The sequence below is a fragment of the Paenibacillus sp. FSL E2-0178 genome (genome assembly GCF_038593005.1).
GTDB lineage: Bacteria > Bacillota > Bacilli > Paenibacillales > Paenibacillaceae > Paenibacillus_AQ > Paenibacillus_AQ phytohabitans.
On record NZ_CP151953.1, the window covers coordinates 4484781 to 4502810 of the forward strand.

An 18030-nucleotide genomic window follows, 5' to 3' on the forward strand; every position below is an offset into this window, starting at 1 on the left:
AGGCCTGTACTTATGCATAAGAACCCATGCTCCGCCTGAACGCGGAGCATGGGTTATTGTTTTATTTTTAGCAGATGGCTCGGGACAGGTTTGGCTTAAATGACCTTGTGCTGCAGCCACTTCTCGCCGAGGAAACGCCGTATGAAGATGAAGCCGCGTATCCCCCATTCACAGTTCATTGCCAGCCATACCCCGATAATCCCCATGTTCAGCACAATCCCCAGAATATATCCGAGTACTACACGGAACAGCCACATTGAGAGCATGGACACAATCGAGGTGAACTTGGAATCACCCGCCGCTCTAAGCGCCGAAGGGGTAATGAAGCTGATCGACCATAATGGAATCTGGGCCAGCGAGTTAATCAGGAAGACGATGAAGATATCCCGGACAATCTCCTGCGGCGGATGGAACATCGATACCAGCGGATTGAATAGCGGGAAGATCAGCAGTCCCATCAGTATAAAAGAGGCCGAAGACAGCCACAGGAAGGACTTCACGAATTTGCGTGCATCTTTGACATTGCGGCTTCCTATGCATTGACCGACCACCGTAATCAGCGTCAGGGACAGGGCATTCGCCGGAATCTGCATCACTCCCGCCAGCGTAGAACTGATCGCATTGGTAGCAATCGCATAGGTGCCCAGGCTGACGATGAAGATCTGCGTGAGAATCTTCCCGCCGTTGAAGAACATCTGCTCCGCCGCAAACGGCAGGCCGATCGACATAATTCTCCGAAGCATCGTCCAGTTCAGCACCAGCAGGTCACGGATCTTCACATGCAGGCTGCTGTCCAGCCGGAAGAGATAGATCAGCGAGCAGGCGGCCGCAAGATACCGCGATATATTAATGGCAATAGTCATTCCGAACACACCCATATGCAGCCCGTTAATGAAGACAAAGTTCAGCAGCACATAGGAGAAATTCATAATCAGTGACAGTACGAGCGATGCCCTCGTCCGCCCGATGCCGCGCAGCGCGCCGCATACCGCCTCCATCACAGCAATCCCCAGATAGGATAAGCTGCTGCCGATCAGATACGTCCGGGCGTTGGACATCACCTCAGGCGAAGCCGCACCGAACAATAAATGCAGCAGCGGGCCATGGAACACAATTCCGAATAAGCCGATACAAAAAGCCATCAAAGAAACGGAAGACACCGCTCCGGCGGTTGCCTTGGAGACCATTAGCTCATTGCCGCTCCCTTTGTACTGGGCTACAACGACCGTGCCCCCTGTGGATACGGCGATGAACACACTGATCAGAAAAATATTCAGCGAATCTATCATATTCACCGCACTGATTGCTGCTACTCCTGAGGAGCTGATCATCGCTGTATTGACGAGGTTCAGCCCGACCACGAAGGCCTGGTCCACCAATACAGGGAGGAATAACGCTATGATCTGGCGATAGTCAATGGATTCTCCGGAGAAATGCTTCTCAAGGAATCGCTGGCCGGGCTTCATACTGCTGCTGGGCTCCATTACAAATTCACTTCTCTTATGTTTAGACTTGTTGCGGCAAACTTCCGCAAAAATAAAAAAAGGCTCTTCAGGAAGAAGAGCTTTCGCTTGCACTACGTATAAAGCTGTATGCGGTCAAGAGGACTCGAACCTCCACGATATTGCTATCACTGGCACCTGAAGCCAGCGCGTCTGCCAATTCCGCCATGACCGCAAAGAAAAGATTCAATGCAATGCAAGAATTAATATATCATGATTTCGCCGGAAGAACAAGAGTTTTTTATTTTTTTGTTCAAGATATTTATCATAGGAGGATATTCTGAATAAAGCGGAAATCAGGAACAGAGTACTTTAACAGTAGCATCCGGCAGGCATCCGAAAAAACCGTGTGCATCAACCTGCAGTTGATTTTTCCATCTCCGGGCCTATACTCCAATAAATGGTCATATCAGGAGTTCAGATTATAATAGAGTTACGACGTCGAAATCCATTATAGGAGTTGTACTTTGTATGGTTAGTAGCGAAAAGGTTGGACAAAGGATTGCCACGCTCCGGAGAACAAAAGGCTTGTCACAGGAACAATTAGCGCAGCAGCTGCATGTCAGCACCCAGGCGGTGTCCAAATGGGAAACCGGTAAATCCCTGCCGGAGACGGCGACCCTCCCCCTGCTATCCGCTGCATTAAGTCACTCGATCGACAGCATTCTGCTGCCTCAAGAGCTTGTGGTACTCTCAGCCATCTACACGGATGGCCGGCAGGAGCTGGATGTTACTCATTTCGTGAATCAATTTGTTACCTCGAACCACCTAAGCTTAATTGCCGGGGATCAGGTCTTTCCCCAATCTTTAGCGGGTGACCGTCTAAAGCTGCTGCTCGTTACCTATGAGACCCCAGCGGGAATCTATTCAACTTATGTGCTGAAGGACCAGCTTTTGGTGATAGATGTTCATTCTACCGGCTATGTCTCCGGCGGCAATGAGCTACAGATTCTTGAAGCCAATTACGGTAATGAACAGGCGAACCGCAGCGTCTTACAGAAAATGAAGCATTATGAGCACTTCCGGTGGAATTCTTTCACCGCCTCGCATGAGCTGTTTCCGAGTCTGATTGACAATGAAGACAATGACTACCTGCTGCTGGTTTACCTGAATGGTCATGGCATTCATGCTATTAGCTGTGCAGAAGGCGAACAGATTCATTACAGTCCGGACCGGGCCTCTCTCTGCCAAAGTGATCCTGCCGATCGGCAGTGCATTGTAGAGGGAATCAGCCGGCTGGGATTCGGCCGGGGGATGGACTGCTCCTGGGCAGGAGCAATGACGCTCTCACTTGCCGCCAGAGGGATAGAGACAACCTATGAGCGGGTTATGGGCTATTCAGGAGCATGCTGGAGGGCCGCCTTTGAACCGGTGTGGGATTACAGCTCTGCGGATGCGCTAGTCGTCTATGACTACTCCGTGCCAGCCTGCACAGCTTATGGAATACACGCCATCCAGGCCAACCGGCTTGAGCCGCAGCAGCGCGCAGCCGAGAAGCTGGCGATTCTCGAGGATATTCGTGCAGGCAGGCTGCCAATAGCCATTAATCTCAGGGTGGCACCTGAATGGGGAGTGATTACTGGATATTTGGAGGATGGACTGACCCTGCTGTGCCGGAGTTATTTTGACGATGAGACCTTTGAAGCGCTTGAAGCAGACTCCGAATTCCAGATGTATATGGAGGTAAGCAAGGGTTACCTTCATGTCGATCATTGGCCCTATAAGATTATCCGTCTTGGCGAACAGACCATGCTCCCTTCTGCATTGGATAATCTGTATGCTTCCCTTCGGATTAAGCTGGATTCTATGCATATGGAGTCCGAAGGCAATAGCTGTTATACAGCCGGCTACAAGGCTCTGGAAGTATGGAGCGAGGGACTACTGGACCATCAGTGGTATGCTGCAGCGGAGGATGAAGCGTACAGCCGCAGGCTCTCAGTCAACCACTTCTGCATGATGGCGCTGGCCGATGCCAGAAGAAGTGCCGCCGCCTATTTGCAGGAATCTCTGCCTCTGGTGCAGGATCCGCGTGAGCTGACAGCCTTGTCGGAAATGGCCGGGGTATATGCTGAAATGGCTGCTCTGCTCGAAGACTTTTATAAGAATCTTGCCGATCCTGCTGTAGTCCGGAAGACAGGAGCCTCACCCCGACTTAGCTGGACGGCCCGGCAACGGGAAAAGCAGGCAGAGCTACTGACGCTGGTAGCGTCATTGGAGCGCCGGGGAGATACACTTGCAGAGACAGTGCTTGGCATAACAGAGGATTGAACTGAAATGGCTCAAGGAGAAGCGCTGGGCGCTTCTCCTTGTTTGGGCGGCAGCCCGCGAATTAAGCCAATTTACGGACCGGCCGCAGCACCGCATACCCGTACCCTTCGGGGAAATGGCGCTGATAGTCCTGCTTGACCTCTTCGTCCCATGCATAGCCCATGGCCGCCGGATCATAATTCCAGGCCACTTCCTCTACGATGCGCATCACCTGCCCATTGTCCTGCAAATAATCAAACGGCGGGTGAAAAAAGACCAGATACTCCGATTCCGGCACATCACGGCACTCCATGCCCTCCGGTATTTCACCATCATAGTCTGCTGCAACAGGAATGCCGTACAGGTAACCCTTGCGCCCATCCTGATAGAACCAGCCTGCCGTCTGGCCCAGCTGCCCTGGAAGCGTGTGATGAGACATGCTCTCCAGCGTTCCGGAGACCTCATCGCAGTCATGCCCGTTCTCCCAGAACCCTCCGTAATTCTTCGAGTCGATATCCCGGATGCCGATGAATTTATGCGCCGGTATGAACTCAAGCTTGATCTCTGCTTCCTGCAAATGCACTTGTCTCATTCTATCCCGCTCCCTGATCAGATAATGATAAGGGGAGAACACCTCGGCCCGAATGGCGAGCGGAATCGGCCGCGGGGCTTTGCGGTAGGCATGGGGAGTGATCTTGAAGGCTCTAAGAAACGCCCGCGAGAATGCCTCCTGTGAAGAAAAGCCGAACTTCACGGCAATATCGAGTATCCGCGTATCCGTATCCCTCAGCTCCAGGGCCGCCCGGCCGATTCTGCGCTGCCAGATGTAATCCCGCAGCGTCATCCCGGTCAGAGCATGAAACTGCTTGGTGCAATAATACGGCGAATATCCCAGCTGTTCAGACATCTTCAGCAGCGTGGGCGAAGCCGCAAGGTCTTCTTCGATCCAGTCAATCATGAGCTGAACCATCTCGTTCCATTCGTACAATGATGTTCCCCTCCTTTCATCAAGAATCATAACAAAGAGCATTTCTCCATATTTGATCTGAATTGCACTGTCCTTACGCCAGCACCGCCGGCTCCATCCTCCCGTTAATAATGATATGCTTCATTACACTATCCCTGCTGAACCCGTTCTTATCATAGAAGCGGACCGCTGCTTCATTCTCCTCGCTGACATCCAGCCCGATGCGCGTATAACCCAGACCTCTATAGGTCTCCGCCAGATAGGCAATCAACTTCCTGCCCGTTCCCCGGCTTCTCTCTTCAGGGCGGATACAGATGTACTCCAGATGGAGGATACCGGTCAGAGCATTTCTTCTAACAATTATGTATCCTATGACAGAACCCTCGTTAAGAACGGCGTAGATATCATAATCACTGTTGCCGCTATCCTCTATTTCCGCTGTGATATCCTCTTGTGTCAGAGTAGCTCCCTGGAAGCCTTGATTATGCAGTTCAATAATCTGATCCAGCCACTCCGACTCAGGCTCTGTGACGGGCACAATGGACAGGTCCCCGTAACTGCTGCTATTAAGCGGTAAATCAGTATCCATCGAATAATGATAATGGGTTCTTACCTTTTCGGTACGATAGCGGGCGGCATATTTAATCAGGGGAACATTATCCTCACGGGTGAACAAGTGGATATACCGGATCGCCGCTGAGTCGGCGGCTTCGCTCAGATACCTGAATAACAGCTGGAGTTCATCCTCGTGGCGGGCGGAATAATAGGGTCCCCACACTTCTATATCCTCTTGTCCACCGCCTACGTCATAGGTGTCCAATATAATTGCGCCCGTGATTTCTTCTCCCTCATATAACACGAGGCTTGATTCTGCCATACCGTCACTCAGGTCATGAAGAATATCATCAAGTGTGCTGCCCACGTACCCGCATTGCTGGCTTTCCGAATTACGGGCACAGATAAATGCCGCCAGATTCCGGATGTTTGTCAAACGGCTCTCCTCCTTGGATTAGAATATAGAAATGGCAGATTATACCACTACATATTGATATTACGATATTTTTATGGAAAATACAGCACATGGTTGTTCAATTTATTTCCGGGAAAACTCCATACCCGCACAAGCCGCCTTCCAGGTTCTGAGTAAAATATAGTAAATAGAACAATGAGGTGAGTGACGAATGGCAAATTCAACAAAAATCCGCAAGCGGGCGCAGCAGTTGAAGGGCCGGCCGGTCTGCATTACTTTGCATGATGGACGTTCATATGTAGGATGGATAACAGACCTTAATAAAGAAGCAGTAATCCTCTCCAGAACAAGCACACATCATAAGTCTAAACGGAAATCGTCTTCAGGTGCCCGGAAAGCAGATGTCTCCGGCTTCATGCCTTTACTCGGATCGTTCATGGGCGGGGCAGGCGGAGCTGCCGGTATCGGAGGTCTGGGGAAATTCATGGGGATGTTCGGAATGGTGCAGAAGGCGATGCCTGTCATGAAGATGGGCTACAATATGATTAAGTCGATCCGGCCCTTCCTGGGCGGTCTCAAGGGCTTGATGGGCTAACGCTGTAACGGTATAAGCAGCGGCATAAGCAGAAACGGCTGTGCACTCCTATTGAGGGCGCCAGCCGTTTCTTTTTCAGCTGCTTTTCTGCCAAAAAGGGGGACGTTGCCGGTTTATTTTTTGACCACATTGAAGTTATCTTCTATTAACAGCCAATTCTGCGGAAAAGGCAGCCCAAGCTTCCAATAGCTGATGCCCAGGAGATCCAGCTCCTTGATCAAGTCGAACTTGGCCTGAATCGAGCGGGCATCTTCGAACCATACCTTATGCTGCCGTCCTGCGTCATCGGTGTAATCGAAATGCGGAGCCTGGGCTTTATAGTCGTACTGAATGGCGGCATTCCTGTTCCTCGCCAGATCAATTGCCGCCTGCGGGCTAAGTGCTTTGGCATACTCTCCGCCAGCCACATAAGGCAAAGTCCAATCGTAGCCGTACAGATTCTGGCCCATCATAATTTTGCCGGGGGGAATTTCACTGGCCGCATACGTCAGCACCTGACGCACCGGACCTATAGGTGAAACGGCCATCGCCGGACCTCCGCTGTATCCCCATTCGTAGGTCATAATAATGACAAAATCAGCAACCTGGCCATGCACTTTATAGTCATGTGCCGTATACCAGGCCCCGGTTTGGGAGGCACTGGTTTTGGGTGCAAGTGCGGTAGACAACAGGAAGCCCTCCTTGTGAATGATGTCCGCTGCTTTGCGCAAAAAGGCATTATACGCCTCGCGGTCCTCCGGCCGGAGGAATTCCAGATCAAAGTGGATATCTCTGAAATTCAGCCGCTTCGCCTCTGTCACAATGTTCTCCAGCAGCCGGTCCTGCACCGCAACATCATTCAGTATAATCCGTCCCAGCTCCGAGCTGAACTGGGCATCCTCCAGATTCGTGACAACCAGCATCAGCGTGACCCGGTTCTGCGCCGCGATTGAAGCCAGATTATCCAGCGGCGGAGCCTGCAGCGAGCCGTCCCGCTTAATCCGGAAACTAAACGGAGCCAGATACGTAAGCTCAGGGGCAGCTTCTGCGGCAGCATTCTGCAGCGCCTGGGAGACCGCTTCCCCTCTCGGCTCAATATAGGCATTCACTTCTGCCTGCCGCCTTGGCACAGGAGGTATGTACAGGCGGAACCCGGCCTGCAGCGGCTGGTTCAGCGTCAGCCCGTTCACTTCCGCCAGCTCGCTGGCCTTCAGGCCGAATCTCTTCGCGATACTATAGAAGCTATCCCCCTGTTGAACCCAATAATACTGGCCTACGATAGGAATCACCAGCGTTTGTCCAATGACCAGTCTCCCTGGCGCAGACAACTGATTCGCCTCAGTTATCGTATCCATGTTCACGCCATACGCATCAGCGATCCCATACAGCGTCTGTCCAGGCTGCACCACATGTATTTGCATCTTTCCATGCTCACCCCTTCATAGTAGCAGTTATACCCCTATTTTATTCGGCAGTGCTGCAGGTATGCGGACGCAAAAAGACACCCCGGAGGGTGTCCTGAAATTAAAAGCTGTTACACCTGTTTGAATTCAATCCACTCAATTTCCAGACCCGGTTTGACGAAGTCCAGCTTCATTTCATACAGACCGGCTTCAAGTCCGATCTTGACCAGCTTCTGTCTGATCCATTTGCCTTCTGTCCCGTTCGTCTGAATGGTGGTCACTGGCTGTCCGTTCAGGGTCACGTTGCAGGCGCTTTGGGCAAGCTCGGGTTCCGGAGACATGATGCTGACGAAGATCCGGTACTCACCAGCTTCATCCGCCTGGATATAGGTTGGTCCAGACACACTTGGTGCAATCTGTGCGTTCTGGCTCAACACCTGAACCTGCTCAGCCACCAGGGAAGAGTCTGCCTTAAAGGTCTCGACAGCTTCTACAATCTCATGCTTTCTGGAGAAGACCGGTGCCAGCATGATGAATTCGCAAATGTTGATGGCCGAGCGCTGAAGCTCGCCACGGGTAAGTGTTCCATTCTCCAATGATTCGAGCGTATTGTCATCATAGGCGTTGACTTCCGCACCATAATTGGATACTACCATGTACAGATCGTTCTGTGCCCGGACCATCCAGTTCGTGTTCTTGCGGTCCGCAGCGCCTCCATTCACGACATCATTCATGATTGCCCACCAGTCGGTCATTACAATCCCCCGGAAGCCCCATTCACCGCGCAGCAGCGTGGTATTCAGATCATAGTTAGAAGCTGCCCAGTGTCCGTTGACCGGATTATAGGAGGTCATGATCGAATTCGCACCGCCCTGCTTCACAGCAATTTCGAAGCCCTTCAGGTAAATCTCGCGCAGCGCGCGTTCGGATACGACAGCATCCACTTTGCTGCGGTGCTTCTCCTGGTTGTTGCAGGCGAAGTGCTTCAGCGTGGCATTGGAGCCGCCCTTCATAATACCGCGCGTGCATGCGGCAGCGAAGATCCCTGAGATCAGCGGGTCTTCAGAGAAATATTCGAAGTTACGCCCGTTCAGCGGACTGCGGCGGATATTAAGACCCGGTCCCAGTAATGCATCCACCTGGTTGCGCAATAATTCCTGGCCTTCCATAACATACAGCTCTTCAACCAGTTCTGCATTCCATGTAGCAGCAAGCAGGGTGCCAATCGATACCTGGGTTGCCTTCTGTCCGCTGTCCATCCGGATACCGGACGGGCCGTCTGCTGTAGCGGCAACCGGAATACCGTAACTGAACAGGCTGTCGCTGACTCCGCCGAAAGCCGAAGCCGTACCCGGCGTAACCAACGGGCTGCTCATTCCTTCGCCTCTGACAATCGCCGCCAGATCATGGTCACTGAGCTGGGCAATGAACGTATTCATGCTGACTTTGCCTTCATGAACATCTCTCAAGGTGTGGCCCTGATTGCCGGTCTGTACCAGTGTCTCCGGAAGATTGCTTTCAATCCGCGCTGCCATATCTACCTTGCGTACCGGCACCTCAGCAGAGATCAGTTCATAAGAACCGTCTTCCTTCCGGGCCCCCGGCTTCATTCTCTTGAAGCTCTCAGTCGGTGCCATCGCCTCTTGCAGCTGCTCTACAACCTTAAGCTCATCCAGAACATAACCTGCTTGTCCATCTACGTTAACTTCCGTCACGGCTTTAACACTGGTTCCCACGTAGAAGCGGTAGGTTCCAGCTTCCAGTACATAAGCGGAAGGATGCCCGGTCACTCCGGCGTCATCATACGAAGCCAGGGAATGGGGCGGGAAGCTTACTGTAAGATGCTGGGATTCTCCCGGCTCAAGCAGCTTAGTCTTCCCGAATGCCGCCAGCGCTTTGGCTGGTTTACCCAGCTGTCCCTGCGGCGCTTCATAATATACCTGCACCACTTCTTTACCGGAGTAGGTATCTCCTGTGTTGGTTACAGTTACACCGATCTGAATCTGTGGTTCACCCACCTGGTCCACCAGCTTCGCTTCCTCCGGCGCAAGCTCAAAGGTGGTGTAGGAGATGCCATAGCCGAATTCATACTGAACCTTATCCGGACAGAAGGTCTCGAAATAACGGTATCCTACATAGATATCTTCCTCATACAGGTTCTTGAACTCATTGCCGTAGTTGCTTGTGGACGGGTAATCCTCAATGGAATACGCGATCGTATCCGTCAGCTTGCCGCTTGGCGTCACCTCTCCGGCCAGTACATCGGCAATCGCATTGCCGCCTTCCATACCGCCATGCCAGGAATAGATCACAGCAGAGATGGGATGTACATATCCGGCATCGTTAACCCAGCTCATATCCATAATATTGGAGACATTAAGCACAACAACAGTCTGTTCAAAATGAGCCGTAACCTGCGTAAGCATAGCCTTCTCATCTTCCGTCAACCGGTAGCTTCCCGGTGCATCGGCATTGTCCTGATCCTCACCGGCGGTACGTCCAATCACTACGACAGCCTTGGCCGACTGGCTTCTTGCTTTCTTCACCAGCTCATCCGTAAGCGGCATTTCCTTCTGGTTCCACGGCTCAGCCGCCCATACTTTTCCGCCGTCGTCAAACGGGTTAAGTCCGATCCATTCCTCGTAAGCTGCTGCCAGTTCTTCATTAACACTGATGTTCTTCTTGCTGCGCAGACCGTCGAGCAGGTTAGTCGTATATGCAACATGAACACTTCCGCCTGATCCTGTACCGCTGCGGTAGTAATTCACTTGTATTCTGCCAAAAATGGCAACGCTCTCGCCGTTTCCAAGCGGAAGCACCTGCCCCTCATTCTTAAGCAACACCGTGCCCTCTGCGGCTACTACCCGGCTAAATTCTGCAAAACCCTCTAACGGCACTCCGATATTCTGTGTACTCAATTGGTTTCCTCCTGTTTGTTCGTTTCCCAACGTGTATTGATTCTATAGATAGCACCCTCCCTTACGGGATTCACGATATCTTGAACCTTTGTTGTTATTTATATAGCATATCCTTCTAAGAATAAAAGCTACAGCCCTAATATACAAGCTCTGCAGCTTAAAAAGCAAAACCGGGCAGCCGCATTCTCTTCGCCCGGAACCCCTCTTAAGAACAAAATCGCCCGGAGAGCGAATGAGCACCTTACTACATTAGATTAGTTCTTGATCACCGTTGCCGGCAAAATTCCCCAATGAAATTAGTAATGGCATACAATGGTGGTCATAGGGGTATCATGCATTCCGCATAATTAATTGGAAAAACGTATCCTAATTTAGGTTTTTTCGGGAGTTAGAAGTAATTAAATGGATAAACGTCATTTATTCTGTTGCATTATCTCGACTCTGATCTATTTGTAGCCTATTAAGTGCTGTTTTTCCAACTGTTGCTTGGCAAAGGCTCTTACGTTCATTAGCAAGTGGACAAAATCCATCTATTTCTAGCCGCCGCAGCCCTCCCCTCCAATGCTGTTTCCATCTAAGGTTTGGGGAATGGTGTGATTTCCCAACCCATGAAAAAAGACACCTGTGCGGGTGTCTTCAAATGTTCTCGCATACGATTTGTTTCACCCGGGGAACTTACGGACCTTCTATTTATTTGCGGCGGCGGCTCTTCATCATACGGTTATACATTACAAGAGCGGCAACAACCATACCAAGCATGGCGACGCTGCTTGCCGATTCCTGCGACATTCCAAACATCAGACAAATACTTGAAACCAAGGTTCTCGTAAGCAACGCAACCGCAATCAGCATGATTGGCCGCCAAATGTTGTATCCTCTCATTCCCAGCAACACTCCTAACCCAATTTTCAGAAACAGTACAGTTCTAAATGCTATGAACCATTAAAAACTATTATAGCATAATAAGGAATGCGCATACATTCTGCACGGGTAACCGGCACATAGAGATGTCTTTGACAAGAACATACGTTCGTTATATACTTTCCTCTATGAGGGGGATTGTGACCGTGGATGTTATGGAGAAACTTGAGATTCTGACCGCTTCAGCGAAATATGATGTAGCCTGCACTTCAAGCGGTTCGGACCGCAAAGGCCAGGCCGGGAGCTTGGGCAATACGACTGCTATGGGCATCTGCCACAGCTTCGCGGCGGACGGCCGCTGTATTTCACTGCTGAAGGTGCTTATGACCAACGCCTGTGTCTATGATTGTGCCTATTGTGTCAACCGCAAATCCAATCCCGTCCGCCGGGCGGCTTTTACACCCGAAGAGATCGCGGACCTTACCATGCAATTCTACCGCCGCAATTACATAGAAGGGCTGTTCCTCAGCTCAGGGATTATGCGCAATCCGGATTATACAACCGAGCAATTGATAGCGGCACTGGAGCTGCTGCGGAATGTGTATCACTTCAACGGCTATATTCATGTAAAAGCGATTCCCGGAGCTGACGACGCCCTGCTGTCCAGACTCGGACTGCTCGCTGACCGCATGAGCGTCAATATCGAGCTGCCTTCGCAGGAGAGTCTCGGGGTACTCGCTCCCGACAAGAGCAAGATTTCCATCCTCAAGCCGATGGGACTGATTAAAGATAGGATCAAGGAGAACCGCTCCGATATCGTCAAATATAATCACGCTCCCCGCTTCGCTCCCGCCGGCCAGAGCACACAGATGATTGTGGGCGCCTCGCCCGATACGGATTACCAGATTCTGAATCTGACGGAAGGCTTGTACCGGAAATACGCCTTGAAGCGCGTGTTTTTCTCTGCCTATACCCCGGTGATCGAGGATTCGCTGCTGCCTTCGCTGGACACCAAGCCCCCGCTGCTGCGGGAGCACCGTCTCTATCAGGCTGATTGGCTGCTGCGCTTCTACGGCTTTCAGGCAAGCGAATTATTGGACGAAGCCGTACCCAACTTCAATCCGTTGCTTGATCCGAAATGCAGCTGGGCCGTTAACCACCGGGAGCAGTTCCCGGTTGAGATCAACCGCGCACCGTATGAAATGCTGCTGCGTGTACCCGGTATCGGCGTAAGGAGCGCACAGCGGATAGTCAAGGCAAGACGGGCAGGAACCCTGGATTTCCAGGCACTCAAGAAGCTGGGTGTCGTGCTCAAGCGTGCCCAATTCTTCATCACCTGCAAGGGCAAACCGCTGGAAGGACTCAAAGTCAGTGAACATACGCTGCTTCGTTCACTAATGTCCGGCCAACAGCTGGCCCCCTTCCAGCCCCCGCAATACGAGCAGATGACGCTGTTCGACGACCATAACCTGGCTGCCTTGCCGGCAGCAGAAGGATGGGCAGGGTTCAAGAAAGGAGCGGAAGCCTGATGTTCAAGCCGTCCGCTCTGGCTTATACCTATGATGGCAGCTTTGAAGGGTTGCTGTGCTGTGTATTTGAGAGCTATACCTGGAAGGAAATTCCGCTTGCTGTTCATTCAGAAGGTGCGGAGCAAGGCCTGCTGCTGGAATCGAAGTGGATCGAAACCGACAAGGCGAAGGCGGAGAGAGTCCTTAAATCCATTCCGCTCCGCATCTCTCCGGAAGCGGAGGAACTGGTCCGTCTAGGGTTTTGGTCAAACACACCGGGGAAGGAACTGCTGCTGCTGAATTTTCTGTATCTCGGCTTCAAGCATGGCCGCAAGGTGATGAATATGCTGGCCGATGATACGGTACACGCCTTACAGAAGGCGGTTCAGCAGCTTCGGCGGGAAGGTCACCTGTATCTGGGTTTTGTCCGTTTCTCCGTATACGGTCCGGTCATGGCTGCTGTCATTGAGCCGCAGGGATATATCCTTCCGGTCATTCAGGAGCATTTCTGCGACCGGTTCCAGGGCGAGAGCTTCATGATCTACGACCAGACTCATGAAGTAGCGCTGATTCATGAACCCGGACGGGAGGCTATCATTCCGTTAAGCGGCTGGACCCCGCCTGAGCCGGATGAAGCTGAAGAGGCTTATCGCCGCCTGTGGACAGGGTTCTATCACGCGATCGGAATCAAGGAGCGCCGCAACGACCGCCTGCGCTCCTCGCTGATGCCCAAGCGTTACTGGAAGCATATGGTTGAGATGAACGGCAGCAATGGCGTCCCTGCACTCGCCGATACGCAGCGCAAGAAGGCGTTACAGCCGGAGCCGCCGAAGACCATCGGCCCGCTCCCGGCTTCACTCAGACAAACAAATACTCATACTTAAAGGATAATCCCATTTTCCACTTCATTTGATCGCCTTTACTACTGCTAACGAAGGTTTGCCGGAACTCCTTGTTCACTTGCATAACGGGGATGGACATCCGCACATTTCAGCTCCTCATCAGAGAATCTAATCCATACATAATCATCATACAGAACGCCATGCGTCTTTTTCACAATATCGGTAGGAACATATTCTTGCAGTCCGAGGGATTGCAGTATTTTATCGATGTGATGCCGGGTACGCGGTACACAGCGGGACTCGAAATAGTCCAGCACATCGCCCACAAGGACCTTTGTTTTACCTGGAAAAGGCAAGAAAACAGGTTCAACCTTATCATCTTGCCAGACATCAACCGTTTGATTTATATAATCCAGTTTCACTTTGGCAATTACGCGGTCATGCTCTAACACCTCAAACTGAAGAGGAGGAGCTATGAACCATTCATTTTCTTCATCTGCAGCCTCCTGATTATCCAAAATACTAGTAGTCTAACTTTACACTAGTATAGACTAAAAACCGCCGTAAATCCTTCATTCGTCAAAGGTTCCAATCGTTCGAGAGCCCAGCAGTTTTTTTGACAAAACGCTCATAAATAAGCTTACCCGGCATCTTCATATTATCCAGCACAAAAAGAGTGCCCCGCAGCCATCTTCATGACTACCCGGAGCACTCCCCTCTTGAGAGCTTACTATAATTAATTCAAATTACACGTCTGAACGTTAATTAGTTCAAAGCCTTCCATACCCAGTTCTCAACCTCTGGAAGATCGATGCCTTCTTCACGGATATACTGGTTATGTTTCTTCACCATAGCATCCATTTCGTCAGCGATCGCCTGATATTTGCCGGCATCCGGCAAGCTCAGCACAGCTTCCTTCGTGAGGTCGAAGCGGTCCATCTGGTTGAGTACACGCATATCGAATGGTGTAGTGATGTCGCCATTCTCGCGGTAGCCATGTACATGCAGGTTATGGTTGTGGCGGTCGAAGAACAGGTCTTTGATCAGGCCTTCATAGCCGTGGAAGGCGAAAATGACCGGTTTATCCTTTGTGAAAAATTGATCAAACTCCTCGTCAGATAAGCCGCGCGGATCGAGCTTCTGGCTTCTCAGCTTCAGCAGATCTACCACGTTGATATAGCGGATTTTCAGCTCAGGCAGCTTCTCATGGAGAATCGAAATTGCAGCCAAGCTCTCCATAGTAGGTTCTGTACCCGACGAAGCAATAACCACATCCGGCTCTCCGCCCTTGTCGGTGCTTGCCCAGTCAATGATTTTGAGGCCTTTGTCCACCAGTTCCTGAGCTTCATCTGCCGAGAACCACTGCGGACGCGGGTGCTTAGACGATACAATCAGGTTGATCTTCTGACGGTCATTCAGAATAGTGTCGAAGACAGCCAGCAGGGAATTGGCATCCGCCGGCAGATACTCACGGATAAATTCCGGCTTCTTATCAGCCAGGTGACCCAGCAGACCCGGATCCTGGTGAGTGTAACCGTTATGATCCTGCTGGAACACGGTTGATGTGGCAATAACGTTCAAGGATGGAATATCTGCGCGCCAGGTTTGATCTGTAGCCTTGCGCAGCCATTTGAAGTGCTGGGTAATCATCGAATCAACAACGCGCAGGAACGCTTCATAGCTGGCAAAGAAGCCGTGGCGTCCGGTTAATACATATCCTTCCAGGAAGCCTTCCGCCTGATGCTCGGATAATTGGGAGTCAATGACACGGCCATAAGGAGCCAGGAATTCATCCTGCGGTTCCTTGATGGAATCCATCCACTGGCGTTTGGTTACTTCAAACACAGGTCCCAGACGGTTCGACATCGTTTCATCCGGTCCGAAGATCCGGAAGTTGCGGTTCTCTTCGTTGAGCGTTACAACCTCTTTCAGATACTTGCCCAGTACCGCCATATCCTGCGCGATCACTTGACCCGGTACGGAATTATCCAGTGCATAGTTGCGGAAATTCGGCTTGTGCAGATCTTTGATCAGGTTACCGGCGTTCGTTACAGGGTTCATCCCCATACGTCTGTTGCCTACAGGCAGAATCTCAGCCAGATCCGCGTTCAAACGGCCATTCTCATCAAATAATTCTTCAGGTCTGTAGCTGCTCAGCCATTCGAGCAATGCCGGTGCATGCTTCATGTTCTTCTGATCTACCGGAATCGGCACCTGATGGGCCCGGAAGGAGCCTTCATTCGGCACGCCGTCCCATGCTTTCGGACCGGTCCAGCCTTTAGGCGTACGGAAGACGAGCATCGGCCAAGCAGGGCGTGTGGTGTCGTTATTTTCACGGGCATTCTTCTGAATCGCTTCAATCTTCTCAATAATGGTGTCCAGAACCTTAGCCATTTCCGGATGCATCAGATCAGGATTCTCGCCTTCCACGAAGAACGGTTCCCAGCCGCTTCCTGCAAAATAAGCCGTTAACTCTTCTCTCGACATCCGGGACAGAATGGTCGGGTTGCTGATCTTGAAGCCGTTCAAATGCAGAATCGGCAGCACCGCACCATCTGTAATCGGGTTAATGAACCGGTTGGAGAACCAGGAAGCCGCCAGAGGTCCGGTCTCTGCTTCGCCGTCACCTACAACAACTGCCGAGATCAGGTTCGGATTATCCAGAACTGCGCCCACACTGTGAGACAAGGAGTAACCCAGCTCGCCGCCTTCATGAATCGATCCTGGTGTTTCTGGGGCAGCATGGGAAGCCACTCCGCCCGGGAAGGAGAACTGTTTGAACAATTTCTTCAGTCCAGGGATATCCTGAGTGATCTGCGGGTAGATTTCAGTGTAACTTCCGTCCAGATAGGAGTTCGATACCATAACCTGACCGCCATGGCCCGGACCTTCAATATAGAACATATCCAAATCATATTTAGTAATTACGCGGTTCAGATGCGCATAGATAAAGTTCTGCCCAGGGATGGTGCCCCAGTGTCCGATTGGCTTCACTTTTACGTCTGCGTCCTTCAAAGGTTCTCTTAACAACGGATTATCCTTCAAATAGAGCTGACCCACGGAGATGTAGTTAGTTGCGCGCCAGTAGGCGTCAAGCTTTGCCAAATAAGTTTTAGAAGAATAATCCACCTGTGCGATTGATAATCCCATTTCTTCCACTCCCTAATTTTTATCTTTGTATTTTGAATGTATCACTTCTACAGTTACATCATACTCCTGGCTTTAATAAATTCAATCTTTTTAGCAATTGATACGGTCCAATATTGTGAAATTTTGAACATAGTATGAAGTTCGCAGCAAATTAGTTATAAAATGAGGATAATTTTTATAAATATGTATGAGATTGTAATTTATTTCACAATCCTTTTTTTCAACCTCCATCTCCCTCTAGAACTTCCTGGGACAAACTAAAAAGACCGGAACAAAATCCCGGCCTTGCGTGATTACATTATTCTGATGTTTCCTTAATGAACAGACACGAATGTGTTGAATTTCAGGTACTGGTAATGGAAGCGCATATGCGAGAATTCAAACGGCGTCCCGTTATCCAGGAAGAAGATCCCTTCCATGATTCCAACAGGCTCATTCTCCTTCAAGTGGAGCAATTCCTGATCACTAGGCAGGGAAGGCTCGGCAAAAATAGATAAAAAAGATTTAGTAACCGCCAGATTGCGCGACTCCTCCAGATAATGAAAGATCGATCCTTCGATAATCGCCATATCGAGATCCTGTACAATTTTAATCGGAATATATCCGGTCTCAATCATAAAGGGCTCCTCATCAAACAGGCGCAGGCGGACAATTTTATATACAAAATCATGGGGCTGCAAGAACAAATCACGCTGAAGCTCTTCTGTTGGCCGGATAACCTCGAAGTTCAGTACTTTGATCTCCGGCTTCTTGCCATGCATTTGAAAGTTGTCGGAGACCCCCAGATTAGAGCCCTCGTAATTAAAAATCGAATCGTTTTTTATGTACAGCGGGTTAATAAAGGTTCCCGATCCGCGTTTCTTGAAAATTATGCCGTAACTCTCCATCTTGGTCAGCGCACGCTTAATTGTACTGCGGCTAACCTGATACGTTTCACTGAGACTACGCTCATCCGGCAATCTCATATCAGCAAACCGTCCCGCAAAAATCTTCATTTTGAGGTCATCAATAATTTGCTTGTAGACAAATTGTGTCATGTAGTACTCCTTCGTCGGGTCGAGCCTAAACTTCAATATTAAATATATCAT

13 protein-coding genes and 1 tRNA gene are annotated in these 18030 nt (G+C 50.7%); 4 read left to right on the plus strand and 10 right to left on the minus strand.

Features of this window, described 5'->3' with window-relative positions:
- Positions 1–95: 95 nt before the first annotated feature.
- Complete coding sequence (locus MHI42_RS19345; protein WP_342420407.1) at positions 96–1484, minus strand: MATE family efflux transporter; 1389 nt, start codon at positions 1482–1484, stop codon at positions 96–98.
- Between the two features lie 109 nt (positions 1485–1593).
- Positions 1594–1677 (minus strand) — tRNA-Leu (locus tag MHI42_RS19350).
- Between the two features lie 296 nt (positions 1678–1973).
- On the opposite strand from MHI42_RS19350, the gene MHI42_RS19355 reads away from it, so the two are divergent.
- Positions 1974–3770: a helix-turn-helix transcriptional regulator gene (locus MHI42_RS19355; protein WP_342420408.1), complete on the plus strand. Its 1797-nt coding sequence runs from the start codon at positions 1974–1976 to the stop codon at positions 3768–3770.
- A gap of 61 nt (positions 3771–3831) precedes the next feature.
- On the opposite strand, the gene MHI42_RS19360 is transcribed toward MHI42_RS19355, so the two are convergent.
- Together MHI42_RS19360 and MHI42_RS19365 are read right to left on the minus strand one after the other, a co-directional pair.
- The gene (locus MHI42_RS19360) at positions 3832–4737 is read right to left on the minus strand and encodes an AraC family transcriptional regulator (RefSeq protein WP_171716343.1); all 906 of its coding nucleotides are present in this window, start codon (positions 4735–4737) and stop codon (positions 3832–3834) included.
- A gap of 73 nt (positions 4738–4810) precedes the next feature.
- A complete protein-coding gene (locus MHI42_RS19365; protein ID WP_342420409.1) occupies positions 4811–5707 on the minus strand; it encodes a GNAT family N-acetyltransferase in 897 nt (298 codons plus the stop codon).
- A gap of 190 nt (positions 5708–5897) precedes the next feature.
- Here MHI42_RS19365 and MHI42_RS19370 point away from each other — a divergent pair, with 190 nt between their 5' ends.
- Positions 5898–6281 (plus strand): hypothetical protein, encoded by a 384-nt coding sequence (locus tag MHI42_RS19370; RefSeq protein ID WP_042132815.1) that lies wholly within the window; start codon positions 5898–5900, stop codon positions 6279–6281.
- Between the two features lie 113 nt (positions 6282–6394).
- On the opposite strand, the gene MHI42_RS19375 is transcribed toward MHI42_RS19370, so the two are convergent.
- The 3 genes from MHI42_RS19375 to MHI42_RS19385 form a co-directional block, all read right to left on the minus strand.
- On the minus strand, positions 6395–7681 hold the full coding sequence (locus MHI42_RS19375; protein WP_342420410.1) for a glycoside hydrolase family 18 protein: 1287 nt from the start codon (positions 7679–7681) through the stop codon (positions 6395–6397).
- A 113-nt stretch (positions 7682–7794) separates the two neighbouring features.
- Entirely contained in the window at positions 7795–10581 is a 2787-nt protein-coding gene (locus MHI42_RS19380; protein WP_342420411.1) for a glycoside hydrolase family 3 C-terminal domain-containing protein, read from the minus strand.
- A gap of 690 nt (positions 10582–11271) precedes the next feature.
- Entirely contained in the window at positions 11272–11463 is a 192-nt protein-coding gene (locus tag MHI42_RS19385; RefSeq protein ID WP_039296893.1) for a hypothetical protein, read from the minus strand.
- A gap of 194 nt (positions 11464–11657) precedes the next feature.
- On the opposite strand from MHI42_RS19385, the gene MHI42_RS19390 reads away from it, so the two are divergent.
- Together MHI42_RS19390 and MHI42_RS19395 are read left to right on the plus strand one after the other, a co-directional pair.
- Positions 11658–12971: a putative DNA modification/repair radical SAM protein gene (locus MHI42_RS19390; protein WP_342424769.1), complete on the plus strand. Its 1314-nt coding sequence runs from the start codon at positions 11658–11660 to the stop codon at positions 12969–12971.
- A complete protein-coding gene (locus MHI42_RS19395; protein WP_342420412.1) occupies positions 12971–13834 on the plus strand; it encodes a TIGR03915 family putative DNA repair protein in 864 nt (287 codons plus the stop codon). Before MHI42_RS19390 ends, MHI42_RS19395 begins: the two co-directional genes overlap by 1 nt.
- Positions 13835–13878: 44 nt before the next feature.
- Here MHI42_RS19395 and MHI42_RS19400 read toward each other — a convergent pair whose 3' ends face one another.
- From MHI42_RS19400 to MHI42_RS19410, 3 genes are all read right to left on the minus strand, one after another.
- Entirely contained in the window at positions 13879–14310 is a 432-nt protein-coding gene (locus tag MHI42_RS19400) for a hypothetical protein (RefSeq protein WP_342420413.1), read from the minus strand.
- 247 nt (positions 14311–14557) lie between these two features.
- On the minus strand, positions 14558–16942 hold the full coding sequence (locus MHI42_RS19405; RefSeq protein ID WP_342420414.1) for a phosphoketolase family protein: 2385 nt from the start codon (positions 16940–16942) through the stop codon (positions 14558–14560).
- 314 nt (positions 16943–17256) lie between these two features.
- The gene (locus MHI42_RS19410) at positions 17257–17979 is read right to left on the minus strand and encodes a GntR family transcriptional regulator (RefSeq protein ID WP_042132808.1); all 723 of its coding nucleotides are present in this window, start codon (positions 17977–17979) and stop codon (positions 17257–17259) included.
- Between the last annotated feature and the right edge of the window lie 51 nt (positions 17980–18030).